A 16,989-nucleotide genomic window follows, 5' to 3' on the forward strand; every position below is an offset into this window, starting at 1 on the left:
GATAACGAATTTGTCATCATCATTAAATTCTAACTACAAAAGTTAGTAGGAAATGATCCCATTCGTCATTGAGCATTGTCTAATCACACATCATCAACCTTTGATTTACAAGGATCTAACATTATGAAATACATTGCATCATCTTTCCTCGCCATAATTTTGTCTGTCGCTTTTACTTCGGTTGCAAAGGCTGAAACTGAATTATCTTCATTTAACGTGGTTAATCTTGCCTACCAAGGTCGGTTAACCCAGGGTGGAATTCCAGGTTATGCTTCCCTGGAAGCCGGAGTAGATTCTGGTTCTATTACCGCTGAGGAAGTGATCCATGCGGCGATCGCATCGGGTTATTTATCAGAAGCTACTTTGCAAGATAGCGAGTTTATTACTGCCGTTGAACACCAATTACAAAATCTGGTAGACGACAACTAGAGAGTAAAATTTCGCCCTTTCGAAGGCTAGCGGGGTGTGCGGTCATGGAGCGATCGCACACTCAACCCTATGTATCAAAACCCAGAAGGGCTATTGCACCGTCACTTTACGGCGGTGCAATAGCCCTTCTGGGTTTTGGTTTTAAAGGGTGCAAGATGTGAGTTGAGCTACTTACAGCACTTTTCAAACGCTTAAAATCTAGTTGTTTTTATGAGAGCCACGCGGAGTGCGGCTCTCATAAAAACAACCGTAGCTGATTCAAGCGCAAAGCGCTATAGATCGTCGCGTTAATGAGTCTCCCAGAATTCCATCGGGATCGATACAATATGATGGCATAGCTCATTAGGATGATTTGGAAGGAATTCTATGGTTACCTTCTCTGGAATTACCATCCAAAGCAAACTCTATGAGAGTTCAGCATCTCTGGTATATCGGGGTATTAGAGAGCAAGATGGCCGAGCGATCGTCATCAAACTGCTCAAGCAAGATTACCCCTCTCCTCAAGAGCTCATCCGCTACAGGCAAGAATATCAAATTACTCGTTCTCTCGACCTGGAAGGTGTAGTCAAGGCTTACAGCCAGCAGGATTATCAGCGTACTCTTGCTATCTTCCTCGAAGACTTTGGTGGGGAATCTTTGGAGTATTGGATGAAGACACACTTGGGCTTCTACCCGATGTCTTTATCCAGTTTTCTGGAATTGGCGATTGCCATTACCGATACCTTAGGTAGAATTCATGCTGCCAATATTATCCATAAGGATATCAACTCTAGCAATATCGTTCTTAATCTCAATACGGGTGTTGTCAAACTCATTGACTTCGGAATTGCCACTCAATTTAATCGCATCAATCCTACGTTCAGAAGCCCGAATGGCTTAGAAGGAACGCTTGCTTACCTGTCCCCAGAGCAAACTGGACGCATGAACCGATTGCTCGACTACCGCACCGATTTTTACTCGTTGGGTGTGACATTCTACGAACTGCTCACTGGGCAACTGCCATTCCCTACTACTGATATTCTTGAACTCGTTCATTGTCATATTGCCAAATCACCCATTCCTCCTTGCGAATTGAATGCTGCGATTCCCCATCCTGTTTCAGAGATGATTCTCAAATTGATGGCGAAAAATCCTGAGGATCGTTATGAGAGTGCCTGGGGTATCAAAGTAGACTTAGAAATCTTTGCGGAACAATTAGCAGAAACCAATCAAGTTAGCAGCATTCAGCTTGCGCTGCATGATGTTTCGGAGCAATTTCACATTTCCCAGAAGTTGTATGGGCGAGAAGCAGAGATTGCTGCATTGTTGGCAGCATTTGAGAGAGTCGTCGCAAAGGGCAATGTTAGTGAAAACAGTCAACCGGATGAAGGCATAAGTAAGCCTCAGTTGAATGTTGAAATGATGTTGGTGTCTGGGTATGCTGGAGTTGGCAAATCAGCACTCGTACAGGAACTCTACAAGCCCATTACGGCAAAACGTGGCTATTTTATCGCGGGTAAGTTTGACCAGCTTCAGCGCAATATTCCCTACAGTGCGATCGTGTCTGCCTTGCAAAAGTTAGTGCAACAACTGCTCGGTGAACCTGGAGAACAGGTGCAACAGTGGCGATCGCGTCTACTCACTGCATTGGGTAATAACGGGCAACTCATTATTGATGTGATTCCGGAAATTGAGCTGATTATTGGCAAGCAGCTGCCTGTTTCAGAAATTGGGGCAATGGAAGCTCAAAATCGATTTAATCGAACCTTTCAGCACTTCATTCGAGTGTTTTGCTCAGCAGAACACCCTCTGGTGATCTTCCTAGATGACTTGCAGTGGATAGATTCGGCTACGTTAAAGCTCATCGAGTTGATGTTGTTAGATGAGCAAACTCCATCCCTATTCCTGATTGGAGCCTATCGGAATAATGAAGTTTATCCCACGCATATCCTCGCATTAACATTGGAGAAACTCCGGCAACAGGGAGCTGTGCTGCAAGAGATTGTTCTAGAACCTCTGACGCTAGAACCGTTGAAGCAGTTGATCGCTAAAACGCTGCATCACAACACCGATACTGTTTGTACTTTAACTCAGCTAGTGTTACGTAAAACTGAGGGCAATCCTTTCTTTGTAAATGAGTTTTTGAAAACGCTGTATGTAGAAGATTGCCTGGCGTTTGATGTCGATCGTCGAAATTGGCAATGGAATATTGAGCAGATTCAGGCAAAGAACATGACAGATAATGTTGTTGTGCTGATGACAAACGCATTAGGCAAATTGTCAGAATCAGTAAAACGAACATTACGGTTAGCAGCATGTGTTGGGAATGAATTTAGGCTGGATACGCTTTCCATGGTTTGTGAGGCACCTGCTCATGAACTTTTTTCAGATTTAGTGGTAGCCGCTCGAGCAGGATTAATTTTACCGATCTCTGCATTAGATGAAAGCCTAATGGTTCAGAACTATAAATTCCTGCACGATCGCGTCCAGCAAGCAGCATACGCCCTGATTGATGAGCCGCAGAAACAAGTGGTTCATCTTCAAATTGGTCGTAGTCTCCTGAAAAAAACATTGCCAGAACCGATATTAGAGAGATTGTTTGAAATTGTCGATCATTTAAATTATGGAATTGAGTTAATCAATGATCAATCTGAACGAGATGAAATTGCCAGATTAAACTTGATGGCAGGGCAGAAAGCAAAGGCAGCGATCGCCCACAGTATGGCTCAAGAATATTTGGCGATTGGATGCGCATGGCTGGCAGCATCTAGCTGGAAAACGAACTATGACCTGGCTTTAGCACTAGCGTTAGAAACGACAGAAGTCGCATATTTATGTGGTGATTTTGAACAGGTGGAACGTTGGTTTGCGATCGTTCTGCAAGAAGCTAAAACGGTTCTCGATACCGTAAAAGTTTACGAAGTCAGAATTGAAACTGCCTTTGCGCAGAATCGGTTATTGGAATCAATCAATACAGCATTACAAGCTTTGCAGCAACTAGGAATCAGGTTTCCTGAAAAGCCAAGCCCGCTAGATATCCAGCATGCACTAAGTAGCGTTACATCTTATTTCAGTAAAACCTCAATTGAGGATTTTATCCATCTACCAGAAATGACTGAACCGGGCCAGTTGGCGGCGATACGAATTCTATCAAGAATTACGATTTCTGTCTATTTTGCTATTCCTGATTTAGTGCCTTTGCTTGTATCTAAACAGATTAGCCTGTCTATTCAGTATGGCAATACGTTTATATCTCCCTATATTTATGCCAAATTTGGTGGACTAGTCCTTTGTGGAATGGCTGATGATATTGAGTCTGGTTACCAGTTTGGACAGTTAGCCTACAGGCTATTATCGCAGCCCCATACTTATACATTAAAAGCGCGAACCCTATTCATTATCAATTTCTTCATTGCCCACTGGAAGGAGCATGTTAGAAAAATAGCGGAGCCACTGCTGGAAGTTTATCAAAGTGGACTGGAAACTGGAGATTTAGAGTTTGCTGTCTATGGTGCTTATGCTTATTGTCTCCAAGGCTTTATCGTCGGTAAGGAACTCGTCGAGCTTGAAAAGGAAATGGGAGTATATGCCGAAGCGATTCGCCGCCAAGTTCAACAGAAAACCGCACTCATTCATGTTCAAATCCTACAGCAGACTGTCCTGAACTTGATGGGGCGCTCGATTACCCCAACCCATCTCATTGGTGAAGCCTATGATGAGCGTAAACAACCCCAACACGAACTGAATAGAATCTCAATTTTTTTGGGATCCCTCAGCAAACTTATTCTATGTTACCTGTTTTCTGAGTATGCTGAAGCTATTAAAAACTCAGTTAGAGCAGATAGCCATTTGAGCCAAGTAAGAGTAACGCCAAGCATTCCCGTATACCACTACTATGATTCTCTAGCAAGACTCACAGCGTATTATGAAAGCAGTGCTAAAGAGCAAAAGAACATCCTCAAGCGAGTTACGATTAATCAGCAGAAAATGAAGCAATGGGCCCATTTTGCACCCATGAATTGTTTGCATAAATATTACCTGGTTGAGGCAGAGCAAGCACGAGTTTTGGGCCAGCTACTTGAGGCAGAAGAGTTTTATGAACAAGCGATTCAAGGAGCTAGAGACAATGAGTACCTTCAAGAAGAAGCCTTAGCTTATGAGTTAGCTGCAAAATTCTACCTGTCTCGTGGTCGAGAAAAGTTTGCCCAAACCTACATGAAAGAAGCACACTATTGTTACGAGCGGTGGGGGGCAACGGCCAAGGTGAAGGATTTAGAGATCGGCTATCCACAGTTCTTTCCTCAGTCACCCGGCATCGCTGACACATCAATTCGCACAACCTCTAAAACTACTTCTAAAAACTCAGATACTGCTTTTGATCTAGCGGCGGTACTAAAAGCATCCCAGGCAATTTCAAGTGAGATTGAATTAGAGCAGTTACTCCGCTCCTTGATGCAGATTCTCATTGAGAATGCTGGTGCACAAACAGGATTTTTAATTTTAGAAGAAGCTGGGGAATGGAAAGTTGAAGCCGCCTGTGAAATGATTTCTAATACCTCTGAGAACGCTTATGCCATCAGAATATTGCAGTGTTCTCTGGCAGAGAGTTGTCTCCCTACAGCCATTATTAATTATGTTATCCGGACAGAGAAAAGCTTGGTCTTGAATGATGTTAGTCGTGAGGGAAAATTTACCCTTGATCCTTACATTAGAGCGCATCAACCTCAGTCAATCCTATGTGCGCCACTTCTCACTCAAGGCAAATTAAGTGGCATTGTGTATTTAGAAAATAATCTGTCGGCTGGAGCGTTTAGTAACGATCGCATCAAAATTCTACAATTTTTATCAGGGCAAGCAGCGATCGCCATTGCCAACGCTAAACTTTATGCCGAAGTCAAGGAGCGAGAAAACCGCCTGACGCAGTTTATTGATGCAATGCCGATCGGGGTTACGGTTCATGATTCTACAGGGCGCATTACCTATGCTAATCGAGCAACCCGTCACTTAACAGACAAAGCCGATCTTCTAACGGAAACCCCACCTGAGCAAATTCCTGAAATCCATCAAGTTTATAAAGCTGGAACGCATCAGTTATATCCTACTGCCCAATTGCCCATTTTTCGTTCTCTAGCAGGAGAGGTTGTAACGGTAGACGATATCGAAGTTCGCCTATCCAATAGAACAATTTTTGTCCAAATTTCCAGTACACCCGTGTTTGATGAGACGGGAAGTATTGCCTATGCGATTACTGCTTCTCAAGATATTACCCAACGCAAGCGAGCAGAGAAGTTATTAGCCGATTACAACTGCACTTTAGAGCAACAGGTTACCGAACGGACAGCCGCTTTACAGCAAAGCGAAGCTGCACTAAGCGATCGAGAACAGGAGCTACGGCTCATCACAAACGCTCTACCCGTCTGTATAAGCTATGTAGATGCAGATCAGCGCTATCGGTTTGTCAATCAAACTTATGAAGACTGGTTTAACCAGAGCCGAGATGAGATCCTGGGTAAACCTATTCGTGAACTTCTAGGTGAAACGGTTTATATAATGGTTGAGCCGTATATTCATCAAGTGTTTGCAGGGCAAACGGTAACTCTAGAAACAGAGTTGCCCTATCCATTCGGTAAAAAGCAAATTAGTGCGACCTTTATTCCTGATTTTGATGCCCAAACTCAAGTGAGAGGGTTTTATGGTTTGATTACAGACATTGGCGATCGCAAACGTGCTCAGCAAGCCTCAATTTTAGAAGAACGCAACCGCATGGCCCGTGAAATTCACGATACGTTGGCGCAAGCCTTTACAGGGATTCTGGTTCATATGGGAGCCGTTTCCCGATTAGTGGCAACCAACCCAGAAGCCATACAAGCGCATATTCAGACAGTGCGTGACCTAGCTAGCAATGGCCTGACAGAAGCTCGACGTTCTGTGGCAGCACTGCGTCCTCAACTCTTAGAGGATGGTACCCTGTGGGCGGCACTGGAGCAATTTGTATCTATAATGCAATCTTCAACTGAAACTCACTTGATTTATGAGATTCTGGGTACACCCTATGTATTACCTCCTGAAGCTGAGAATAATTTATTGAGAATTGCACAGGAGGCATTTACGAATGCAATTAAGTATGCTGACGCGAGTGAGATTCGCATTGAATTAGTCTACGAACAAATATCATGCTTTTTACGAATTAGAGACAATGGACGAGGATTTGAAGCCAACACTATCACTTTGAGGCAGGGGTTTGGCCTACTGAGTATGACTGAACGAGCGGAGCATATCGGAGCACAGTTCTCCATTGAGAGTCAACTGGGGAAAGGCACAGAAATAGTCGTATCTTTGCAGCGGGAGGCAGGAACATGAACGAGTCTGTAGCCATCCGTGTTTTGATTGTTGATGATCACGCTATTGTTCGGCAAGGGCTTGCTGCAATGATTGAAAATGAACCGGATATGACGGTGGTGGGGCAGGGGGGGAATGGACGGGAAGCGATCGCTCTATTTCAAAACCATCAGCCCGATGTCACCTTAATGGACTTACGAATGCCACAGATGAGCGGAGTGGATGCAACAGAGGCAATTTGTACAGAGTTTGCTGATGCCCGCATCATTATTCTCACGACTTACGATGGTGATGAAGATATCTATCGTGGATTATGTACTGGAGCTAAAGGCTATTTGCTCAAGGATGTCGAACCAGATGCACTAATTAATGCGATTCATACTGTTCATGAAGGACAGCAGTATATTCCCCCCGACGTGGCGGCCAAGCTTGTGCAGCGGATGAACAACCCAGAATTGAGCGATCGTGAATCGCAAGTTATTGCTCTGATGGTGCATGGTTTAAGTAACCATGACATTGGTACGACTTTGAATATTACCGAGAGTACTGTCAAATTCCATGTCAATCGAATTTTGAGTAAGTTAGGAGTGAGCGATCGAACTCAAGCCGTTGTTACAGCCTTGAAGCGAGGGATCGCCAAGTTATAGCAATCCCAAATAATTTTTGAGATATAGGCTATGCCCACCCTACATCTCAAAGATATTTTGAAAAGCATACAGAAGCGTTATAGGGTGGCATGTAACCGCGTTTAGTATAAAAATGGTGGTATAGCCCCACCCTTCATACTGAACCAACCCGCAGAGCGTTACAGAACTAAACTTAAGTTCAGTGGAGGATTGGTTGTAGCTATAGGTCATGCTTGTTCTTTTGGTCCTTTAAACGCTCAACTCTAAGTTGGCGACAAAGGAGCATCAACTTTATAAGCTAATGCTATACAAATATCAGGGTGAGGTTTGAACGTTGCAACAGAAGAAATTGCAGATATGACTCATGACAATCATTTTGTGTCATAAGAACCCTTTTACCAGAGTGTTCGATGAATCAAAATAATGATCCTTATCACCTCTTTGTTCCACCCTCACAAGACGATCACTACCAGGGACTGCTGAACGCACCTGTTGTACTTGTAGAATATGGAAATTATCAATGTCTTGAGTGTAAAAAAATACATCAATTAATTCAGATAATTCAGCAATACTTCGCTTCTGTGCTTTCTAGAGAGAATGAGATATGTGTGGTATTTCGTCACTTTATTGAGGGTTCAATTCACCCTCAAGCACAAAAAGCCGCAGAAGCGGTGGAAGCTGCGGCCGTACAAGGTCAGTTTTGGCAGATGCACGATATGTTGTTCATGCATCAGCAAGAATTGGGAAATGGCTATCTGGTGGAGTATGCTGATTATCTAGGACTTGATATTTGCCAATTTCTGCAAGATATATCTAAACAAGTCCATGTTGATCGTATTAATGCAGATATCGCTGGTGGACTAAGTAGCGGAATATTAGACGCTCCAGCATTGTTTATTAATGGAATGCGATATATAGGTCAGTGGGATACTACACACTTGATTTCGGCTATTACGACCGCAAGCCATGAATCCTAACTTTTCACTTAAAACCATTGCTTAAGTGGGGGAAGCATCTAAATTTTACGCAGTCAATGGCGAATTAAGTTCCATCGAATGGAAGAACTACGAGTTGCGAATGCCTTTATATAGGACATCCAGAGGCCGATCGCCTGTGCTCCCACTATAGCCTGGCCATTCTCCCTCCCAATGCATCAGAGGCTGTTTGAAAGTCTGATGAAAAGCTGGTCTTTAAACAGCCTCTCAGATATCTACTAACCCCATCCCAAAGAGAAACCATAACTATGAGAAAACTAGAAGGAAAAGTTGCGCTTGTCACTGGCGGTACCAGCGGTATCGGTCTTGCCACGGCCAAACATTTTGTTGCTGAAGGTGCCTATGTTTTCATCACAGGCCGTCGCCAAGCTGAACTAGATGCTGCTGTGGAGGCGATCGGTAAAAACATCACGGGTGTCCAGAGTGATGCCTCCAAGATGACAGATCTCGATCACTTGTTTGCCACAATTGAGCAGGAGCAAGGACACCTTGATGTGCTCTTCGCTAATGCTGGAGGTGGAGGGATTGCCCCTCTGGGATCAATCACCGAAGAACACTTTGACAAAACGTTTAACACAAACGTCAAAGGTTTACTGTTTACGGTACAGAAGGCACTGCCTCTGTTGCCAGAAGGTGCTTCTATTATTCTGAATGCCTCGACTGCTTCTACCACAGGCACTCCAGCCTTCAGCGTTTACAGCGCGACTAAAGCGGCTGTGCGGTCGTTCGCCCGTAATTGGATGCTTGATCTGAAAGAACGCAAAATCCGGGTTAACGCCATTAGCCCTGGCGTGGTCCCAACACCGGGTTACGACCACTTGGGATTGAGCGATGAGCAGGTGCAGGAATTTATAGATAGCCAAGCTGCTACCATTCCGCTGGGGCGAGTGGGTACACCCGATGAGATTGCCAAAGCGGTTGTTTTTCTTGCTTCAGATGATAGCAGCTTTGTGAATGGCATCGAACTATTTGTTGACGGCGGTATGGTACAAATTTGAAGCATTCGGTGAACTGCTTTATCGTGCGACCATCCTATTGGTAATCTCAGTTTAGGCGACGGAACTAGCCAAGCACTAGAAGGCGTTCAAGTGTATAGGTTTCGGGATGGAACTTATAAGTATTGGGGGTGGACCGGTACGCTGGATGACCCACAAGTTGGGGTTTTAGAGGTGTATGAAAACGACCGAATCTTGATGCAGCAACCCTGCACAAGAAGTTGATTTTTCTCACGTTGCGTAATCAAAAAGGACAATCTGCGAGCTTGCTTTGAACATGATTTTGGTCTGGATAGCGGATGATTGCCATTTCACAATCATGATATCCAGATCGTTTGACGGTAGTTCAACAGATCACTGGCCCTTAATTAACAAAAGGATAATCCTAATAAGACCAATCATTCGCAAGAGATTTCTTTCATGTTTATCGATTACGTTACACTCATGCTGATAACCTGGCGGCTGGGCATTTTGTTTGTCGGAACTTCGCTGGCACTAGCCTTAGGGTGGGAGCTACTCACGCTGGGCATTTATGGATTCTTTGTTGGTCTGGTGTCGCTTGTGAGGGATGCTTCATCAATCTGGGACTCACACCGATCGCCACACTTCCAGGAACAGGCTTTATTCTCGTTGGCTTAGGTGGATTTTTGCGGCATTAACGCTCTACCTATAAAGAGAACCCGCTCCTGCAAGATATTGGTGAGATTGTGCTCATTCTGGTAGCCCCTATCTTTGCCTTTATTGGGGTTCCCCTGTCCACATGGGAAGTCCAGATTGGCGCGTGAAAAAATTTGTTGATCAGGTTTGCGGCCCCCTTTGGGTGAGAGATAGCCTTATTGGGAAAGTGGGGGCTGTCTTCGCGACGGGTGGTGGTTATGGTAATGCAGGGGGTGGTGCTGGCTAACCATGCTAGCGCTGTTAAATAACTTTGCTGAACTGGGAATGGTGATGGTACCTTTACCCAAAATCACACCAGGCTATCCTCTTGGTGGTCTGCAATGGGGGCCTTACGGGCGCTCAGCGGGAGAATATATGGAGCAGACAGGCGTGACAGAACAGAGGTTGGAAGCTGCCAAATATCATGGTGCGAATGTAGCACGCGTGGCTACTGCCTTAGCAGGCAAAGACTTGTTTGCCAGGTAAGCAAGCCGTATTCCAAACTCAACAACTCCAGAACTGCACTGCTGGAAAGGCGATCGCTAACGTACAATGCCTCAAAAGTAGCGATCGCTTACTGAGGTTATCTTCTATGCTCGAACCCCTGGCACTTGGTACAGATAAAGAAACTCAGCAGGTAACTGCTATTATTTCTCACATGGTTCGCCCAGGACGCGAACTGGGCTATGAAGAGTGGTTGCATGGGATTACTACAGCCGCCCAAAAATTTAAAGGATATTTAGGAGTCAATGTAATTCGCCCCTGGGATCATGTTCATCCTGAGTATGTGGCAATTGTTAAGTTTGATCAGTACAGCAATCTCAAAGCCTGGATGGAATCCACCATCCGGAAGGAATGGATGGCGCGATTACAACCGATGCTTGAAAAGCCTGAAGCTATTCAAACCCTGACTGGTTTGGAAACCTGGTTTATGCTTCCAAACAGGCTGAAGGTTCCACCGCCGCGTCACAAGATGGTATTAGTGACCTGGGTTGGAGTGTTTCTCACTCAGACTATCCCAATCCGTGTGCTGTCACCCCTATTGTCTGAATTTCCTATATTCCTCAAACAACTCATTAGCACAGGATTTAGTGTCCTCCTACTTACATACATCATCATGCCACGCTTAACTAAGCTGTTTTATAAATGGCTTTACCCCTCCCCATAAAAGGCTAGTAGCCATTCTCAGTCAAGTAGGACAGCTCAGATCGTCACTCTAGAGTCTCTATGGATGAGGTGTGGTAGAAGGGGCACGAAGTGTCTCTTCTACCACACCTCATCCACAGATTTAGAGCATAACTGGATAAGTTTTAGGCTGCTTGATGAACTGAGCTGTAGATAGCTCTATACGTTTCAGTTTTGCTTAGCGGCAGACCTGGCTATGAAAACTGTTGATTCTTCTGACGTTACACCCATTGGTGAGTGAGAGAAGAGACCAGAAAAATTTGGGAAAAGTCGTTGTGTCCGATCGCGAAAGCTGTGTTATCTCTTATATAACCGATCGCGTATCACTATGAGTGTTGGTAATGACAAACAGAGCCGCAAAGGGCTAGGGCAGTATTACTCGGAGCCAAAGAAGCCGACGATGATTGGCTTAACTCCGACTGCTGTAGAGCAGCTCGATAAGCTTGCAGCGGAGTTCCACCTATCTCGGTCTGAGTTTATTGAGCGAATAGCCCGACGGATGATTCCAGTAGGAAAGCCTCGACGTAGAGCTGTTTCTTCAATGGGTAAGCATGATGAAGCCTAAATCTAGTCCACGAAAGAATGCTACCTCAGAGATTGAAACGTCTTCTCAGCTATCGTTGACTGAGGTCGAGGTTCTGCCGCCACAATCTACTCGTACCCGGATCCGCAAACCGCGAAATTTACCCCGTACTGAACCGCCGCTATTTACCAATAAGTCTGTTGAAATGATGGCGAGTGGAGCACCTGTCATCTCCGCCACTCAGGCATTTCTCAAACCTCCTGACTGGAGTGAGTATGGGCAGGATCGGCTGTATTTCCAGAAGCAGTTTGGTAAAGGTCGTTATATCGAATTCTACGTTCTGAACAAACAGAAGCACCAGGCTGACTCCATTTCATCGCAAGCTGAGCGAGAAATTTTGGAGCAGTATGGTGTGATGGCAGCCCGTCTCCATGCGGTGTTTGCGTCCTATGCTGCGATCCAAAGTGAGCCCTGGAAGCAGCCGTTTTACCTGCTAGGGACGGATCTAATTAAGACGCTCAAAGTTCATAACAGCAATAAGTTTACGAAGTCACAAAAGCTGAAGGCGATCGCTGACTTAGCGTGGGTTGTTGGTACTCTGGGTGCCGTTATCCACTGGTTTGAAGGTGATATGGATCTCTGTGTGCGAGAGCGTAGCCTTTTATGGATTGTCAGCGTGCAGGAATACACTCAACCCCATGTTGATGGAGAAACAGAGGAACTGCATGAGGTTGTGATCCGGGTTCAACCAGGCTTATGGACCCATAATTTCCTCAATCGGGAAGGTGCACAGCAACAAAAAGCCTTGTATCAGTACGGGCTAATTCCTAAAGAAGTGTTTGACATTGATCCCCACCGCCGTAAACTGGCGACTAGCATGGGGTTGTATCTGATTCAAAACAGCCGTGCTCGCCCTAATGGGATCTATACGATTGAAAGTCTCATCGAAAGCGTACTCCCCAGCAATGAGATTGAGAGGGCATTGTCCGATCGCCGCTACGGGTGGAAGTTAAAGGAATCGGTCGATAACGCGTTGTTGACGCTCAAGGATAACCTCAAGATTGAGATTGGCTTTGATGATGAAACTTACCCAGTGTGGCTAAGACCTGTTTGGAGTCTGCCCGATGAAATAGCCCTATTACCCACTAAGGAACGCAACCAGCAGCTTCTGGGTTCGAAGTGGTTACCCGACAACTACATTTCCAAGCATTGGTTCCCGGCGAAAATCTCGTTCAAGCTACCCTCACAGATTCAAGAATGCCTGGATGATCTGGAAGCAAGGCGAACTGAGAAAAGCCATCGGTCATCTGCTAGACGGCGAAGTGTTGAAGCTAACATTCAGCCTACAATGGTCATTGCTCAACTACCCGCCGTGGAATTGGCAGGAGCTACCGTCAAAGCAGCACGACAAGCAAAAGGATGGACGCAAGCTCAACTAGCGTCCACGATCGGGAAGAGTGTGAGTTGGGTGAAGTTGGTGGAGAGCGATCGCCGTCGAGCGGTAGATAGTGATCAAAGTTTGCTTCGCCAAGTATTGAATATTCAGTAGATGGAGTAAGTGATAGTTACATACTTTGTAACCTGTGGTAACTCTTGCTAGATCAAGAGTTCAGCTTTTAGCTAACTCCAAAGCTGCCGTTAAAAGTGACATTACCATCCCCAACTCGTGACTTGAGTTTCAGAACTCAAATCACAAGCCTTACTGAATGGAGCTATGAGATGGGATATGAAACTGCAGTTTCATATCCCATCTCATAGCTCCATTCAGTAAGGGAAAAAATTGAGCTCACTCTAACGGGATGTAACCGTGTAACCCTCTTTAAAAAAGGGTTTCTGCTCTTTCTAGCCTCAATATTTCCCGATAGTTGTGACATCAGTACCCCCTAAGAGTGACTTCAGCGGCGGTAACAGGATTTATAGTTACAAGCTCAGTAACTTCACTGTAACCATTGCTGAGAGCTTGATAGAGGCTAATTAGCTCTCTTTTAGTATCCCATTGTTGTGACATTAGCCTCCCCTGGAAGTGACTTCAATGGTGTAGGAGACTGAATCTGTAACCCTCTGTAACCATTTCAGATCAGAGCTTTTAAGCAGTCTAGGTATCTAATTTTTCCCCTGAGCGTGACAACAAAGCCCCCTACCCGTGACTTAAGTAGCATGAGGGAAGGCGGGAAGAACTTGGTTACAGGCTTATCTGGTGTAGACAAGTATGATTACCCGCTAAATACAGAACTAGTGTATGTGAACTATGCCCGCATCGGCTCAGCTCTGAAAAGCAACCACTAGATGCAGGCGTCGTAACGTTGGTTCTGGATGTCACTGTAACCTAGTAAGTAACTTTACTGTAACCATTACTCTGTAAAAGTTACAGCTATTTTTGTGATGGTTACACATCCCCTGATTATGACATTAGCCTCCCCTTGTCGTGACTTTCGGTGAAGCTTCAAGTCACTTGTATCTGTAACCCTGCTGTAACCCTTGCTAGCTCTATGTTTGGAACCATTTTGGTTACAAATCCTAGAAAGTAACCCCCTTTGGCGGGGACTTTAATTTCCCCTGCTTCTGACTTTGCTATCCCCTTCTAGAGACTTTAGATACCCCTACTTATGACTTAAAAATTTTTAATTGCTTATATATCAGGGGTTTCCAGGATCGTTACAAGTCTGATCAGATCAATTAGATCGATCACTGTGTAACCACACGATTGAGAAAACTGAGGAGCTACGCTTTAAAGGCGAAAAATCAATTGTTTCCCGCAGGTATGAACTTGAAGTGTCAGCCTGCGTTTGAGACCTATATCAAAAGCGATCGCTATTCGCTTTCGTTTGGTCTGTACAACCTAGGAGAAGAATCCATGACTTAAATAGAAACTCATAACGTCAAAAGCCCCAACTGCTGACACAGATGGAGCTTTCGAGTTCAAACGTTACTTTCATCGCAATAGAGCGTGGTGATACTAACTAGATACTTTGGCGAGTGACAGTTAGATCCCTAGCTTTGCTGTGTCTATTTTAAGCAAATTTTCTCCAATGCTGCAAGCCAATAGCGGCTGTACCCAAAACTGCTTGAATACGGCACAACGCTCTATTCCTCAACCCGGTAATTGGTCAGCCCTCGTTGAACTGCCAATTGCTGCAGGTTTCTTTGGCTATTTGAGACAGAGCGTTTCATGTTAATCCACAAAAATTTATTCTTGGGCTCAGATGGGGGCGTTGCATGAGCAAACCCCGTCGAGTGGAGCCTCTGCCTGGTGATCCATTGGGCAAGCGGCTATGCCAAACATTCCCTTACCTCTGGAAAGCGATTGTTAAATCCAATGAGCTAGATAGCAGTTGGAAAACCTTAAATGACTATCCGTTGCGCCCAAGAGAGCTATGGCGGCTCTGGCAGGATGCAGCGCAGGTCGTAGGGGTACGATTTGACTCGTTGACCCGCTACGCCATGATTGACCTGGATGTGAAGGGAGCGTATCATCCTCAACAGAATGCTCAAGCCTTGTCTGTCATTCGAGCCGCATTAGAAACAATTGGAATTACCCGAACGTTCCTGATCCAATCCAGTTCAAGTGGCGGGCTGCATCTCTGGCTCCCCTTTCCGGAGCAAATGCCTACATTTGGTTTAGCAACTGCAATCCGGCAATGTCTGGAAGCCCAGGGGTTAACGCTTGAGCAAGGACAGTTAGAGATCTTCCCCAACTGCAAAGCCTATGCGCGGGGAGGTGAGTTTACTGAATATCAGGGGCATCGGCTTCCCCTGCAACCTGCAACAGGTGCCCAGCTTTTGGATGATGACCTAAATCCAATGGTTGGTGGACTAGAACGGTTTTTTGAGATTTGGGATCACTGTACTGCTGGACAGGACACCGACCAGTTACGACAGGCGATCGCCCAAGCGCAAAAGAACTGGAGGAAGCGGTCGGCACGTCGAGATTCCGCTGTTGTGGAAGCATGGCGTACTGCTCTGGAATTTGAAATTAGCGAGGGATGGACTGATCACGGCCAAACGAATCACCTTCTAAAGCAGATTGCCTGTTATGGGGTCGTGTTTCAGCGGCTGAAGGGTGAACACTTGATGGAGTACGTCCAGCGTACTGCAACGAACAGTGCTGGATACGCTCAATGGTGCCGCCACCAGCATGAAATTGAACTACGCTGCCAAGTATGGGCGCGGGCGGCGGAAGGATATTATTGGCCCCTTGGAACTGAGAGTACCCGGCAGGGCAACATTCACAAAGACGAGGGAAATGGCGCGAGCTCGTCAGGCATCCGCATCAATCAAGCCCGTGCTGAAGATGCTCAAGCCCGAATTAAGAATGCGTTTAATCAATTGAAAGAAGCAGGGCAGCTGGCACTGTATCAGACAAAGACAGCGCTGGAAAACGCCATTATTGAGCTTGCCAAGTGCAGTAAGCAAACAACCCGCAAATATATGCACCTCTGGTATCCCAGTGTGAGCGATCAAACGGAAGAGGTGTGTACTAACGATTTTGAGGCTGTTTCAGGCTCTTCCAAACCATCGTTAGAAGACATTGAGAAACTGTCAGAGCCCTTATCAAATAAACAAGTACACACTCAGACCTATATGAAGGGTTTAGCGCCTGCAGCTGATTCTGGGTTGGATCCTTCTCCAATTCTGCCTTCAAAGGGGGGTGCGGGGGGGCTATCCACAACCCCAGCAGGTGAGGTAGTTGGGGATCCGTCTTCGCAAAATGTAGCTGTAAAAGCTGCTGTCCCTGTTTTAAGCAGTAATTCGGAGAAACAATCTCGAACTTCTTCTAATTCAACATCTGCTCCGAAGTCTAAATCTTTCCAATCAACTACGCCAAACTCAGCATTAACCTCGCACGATGACTTAAGGTATCAGTTTGGCCAATTGGTAAATCAGATGGGCTGGTCACTGGAACGAGTGAAGGAATTCATTGGGCAAGTCGTTGGTAAAACACTTCAAGCTCTTGTCGAAGATGATTGGATCTTGCTGGTTTATCAGATACGCAATCTCTCACCGGAAAATGGTTAAGCAGGAATTCCTCAAAAATTGGATGTCTAAAGGCAAGAGTGCGATCGCCATTGCTCGACAGTTTGGAGACAAACAGCGCAATTTTGCTGGAGAACATTTCTAGGCGAGAGGCTATGCAATATCGGCGATGGAATTTGAGCTAGAGGCGTGCTACATCTGAAAAATTATCGCGGATAGAGGGGAGTTCTAGAGCCAAACCCACCCCTTTTTGCACTATCGAAGTTGGTTGCTGCTGTTACCAGCCA

Annotated in this window: 11 protein-coding genes; all 11 read left to right on the top strand. The window is 45.4% G+C overall.

Annotated features, from left to right (window positions below):
- Window positions 1–123: 123 nt before the first annotated feature.
- The 11 genes from NDI52_RS19615 (at window position 124) to NDI52_RS19665 (ending at window position 16,744) form a co-directional block, all read left to right on the top strand.
- Window positions 124–429: a hypothetical protein gene (locus tag NDI52_RS19615; RefSeq protein WP_190775738.1), complete on the top strand. Its 306-nt coding sequence runs from the start codon at window positions 124–126 to the stop codon at window positions 427–429.
- A gap of 366 nt (window positions 430–795) precedes the next feature.
- Window positions 796–6,768: an AAA family ATPase gene (locus NDI52_RS19620; protein ID WP_190775737.1), complete on the top strand. Its 5,973-nt coding sequence runs from the start codon at window positions 796–798 to the stop codon at window positions 6,766–6,768.
- On the top strand, window positions 6,765–7,394 hold the full coding sequence (locus tag NDI52_RS19625) for a response regulator transcription factor (protein ID WP_190775736.1): 630 nt from the start codon (window positions 6,765–6,767) through the stop codon (window positions 7,392–7,394). The genes NDI52_RS19620 and NDI52_RS19625 overlap by 4 nt, the downstream gene beginning before the upstream one ends.
- Window positions 7,395–7,783: 389 nt before the next feature.
- Window positions 7,784–8,350 carry a thioredoxin domain-containing protein gene (locus NDI52_RS19630; RefSeq protein ID WP_190775735.1) on the top strand — a complete coding sequence of 189 codons (567 nt, stop codon included), beginning with the start codon at window positions 7,784–7,786 and terminating at the stop codon, window positions 8,348–8,350.
- 266 nt (window positions 8,351–8,616) lie between these two features.
- Entirely contained in the window at window positions 8,617–9,366 is a 750-nt protein-coding gene (locus tag NDI52_RS19635; protein ID WP_190775734.1) for an SDR family oxidoreductase, read from the top strand.
- A 417-nt stretch (window positions 9,367–9,783) separates the two neighbouring features.
- Window positions 9,784–10,002: a hypothetical protein gene (locus NDI52_RS19640; RefSeq protein ID WP_199330967.1), complete on the top strand. Its 219-nt coding sequence runs from the start codon at window positions 9,784–9,786 to the stop codon at window positions 10,000–10,002.
- A gap of 267 nt (window positions 10,003–10,269) precedes the next feature.
- Window positions 10,270–10,506, top strand: coding sequence for a hypothetical protein (locus NDI52_RS19645; RefSeq protein ID WP_199330965.1), 237 nt, complete (start codon window positions 10,270–10,272; stop codon window positions 10,504–10,506).
- Complete coding sequence (locus NDI52_RS19650; RefSeq protein ID WP_242046007.1) at window positions 10,496–11,188, top strand: antibiotic biosynthesis monooxygenase; 693 nt, start codon at window positions 10,496–10,498, stop codon at window positions 11,186–11,188. The genes NDI52_RS19645 and NDI52_RS19650 overlap by 11 nt, the downstream gene beginning before the upstream one ends.
- Window positions 11,189–11,533: 345 nt before the next feature.
- Complete coding sequence (locus NDI52_RS19655) at window positions 11,534–11,770, top strand: CopG family transcriptional regulator (RefSeq protein ID WP_190775733.1); 237 nt, start codon at window positions 11,534–11,536, stop codon at window positions 11,768–11,770.
- The gene (locus NDI52_RS19660; RefSeq protein WP_190775732.1) at window positions 11,757–13,277 is read left to right on the top strand and encodes a helix-turn-helix transcriptional regulator; all 1,521 of its coding nucleotides are present in this window, start codon (window positions 11,757–11,759) and stop codon (window positions 13,275–13,277) included. Before NDI52_RS19655 ends, NDI52_RS19660 begins: the two co-directional genes overlap by 14 nt.
- A gap of 1,667 nt (window positions 13,278–14,944) precedes the next feature.
- Window positions 14,945–16,744, top strand: coding sequence for a hypothetical protein (locus tag NDI52_RS19665; RefSeq protein ID WP_190775731.1), 1,800 nt, complete (start codon window positions 14,945–14,947; stop codon window positions 16,742–16,744).
- Window positions 16,745–16,989 lie beyond the last annotated feature (245 nt).

The sequence above is a fragment of the Leptolyngbya sp. PL-A3 genome, from assembly GCF_039962325.1.
Taxonomy (GTDB): domain Bacteria; phylum Cyanobacteriota; class Cyanobacteriia; order Elainellales; family Elainellaceae; genus Vacuolonema.

What these genes read in the sequence shown, in the direction of transcription:
- NDI52_RS19645 (WP_199330965.1), top strand. Translation starts at nt 10,270, where the DNA reads ATGCTAGCGCTGTTAAATAACTTTGCTGAACTGGGAATGGTGATGGTA.
- NDI52_RS19615 (WP_190775738.1), top strand. Translation starts at nt 124, where the DNA reads ATGAAATACATTGCATCATCTTTCCTCGCCATAATTTTGTCTGTCGCT.
- NDI52_RS19655 (WP_190775733.1), top strand. Translation starts at nt 11,534, where the DNA reads ATGAGTGTTGGTAATGACAAACAGAGCCGCAAAGGGCTAGGGCAGTAT.
- NDI52_RS19625 (WP_190775736.1), top strand. Translation starts at nt 6,765, where the DNA reads ATGAACGAGTCTGTAGCCATCCGTGTTTTGATTGTTGATGATCACGCT.
- NDI52_RS19640 (WP_199330967.1), top strand. Translation starts at nt 9,784, where the DNA reads ATGTTTATCGATTACGTTACACTCATGCTGATAACCTGGCGGCTGGGC.
- NDI52_RS19660 (WP_190775732.1), top strand. Translation starts at nt 11,757, where the DNA reads ATGATGAAGCCTAAATCTAGTCCACGAAAGAATGCTACCTCAGAGATT.
- NDI52_RS19620 (WP_190775737.1), top strand. Translation starts at nt 796, where the DNA reads ATGGTTACCTTCTCTGGAATTACCATCCAAAGCAAACTCTATGAGAGT.
- NDI52_RS19630 (WP_190775735.1), top strand. Translation starts at nt 7,784, where the DNA reads ATGAATCAAAATAATGATCCTTATCACCTCTTTGTTCCACCCTCACAA.
- NDI52_RS19635 (WP_190775734.1), top strand. Translation starts at nt 8,617, where the DNA reads ATGAGAAAACTAGAAGGAAAAGTTGCGCTTGTCACTGGCGGTACCAGC.
- NDI52_RS19665 (WP_190775731.1), top strand. Translation starts at nt 14,945, where the DNA reads ATGAGCAAACCCCGTCGAGTGGAGCCTCTGCCTGGTGATCCATTGGGC.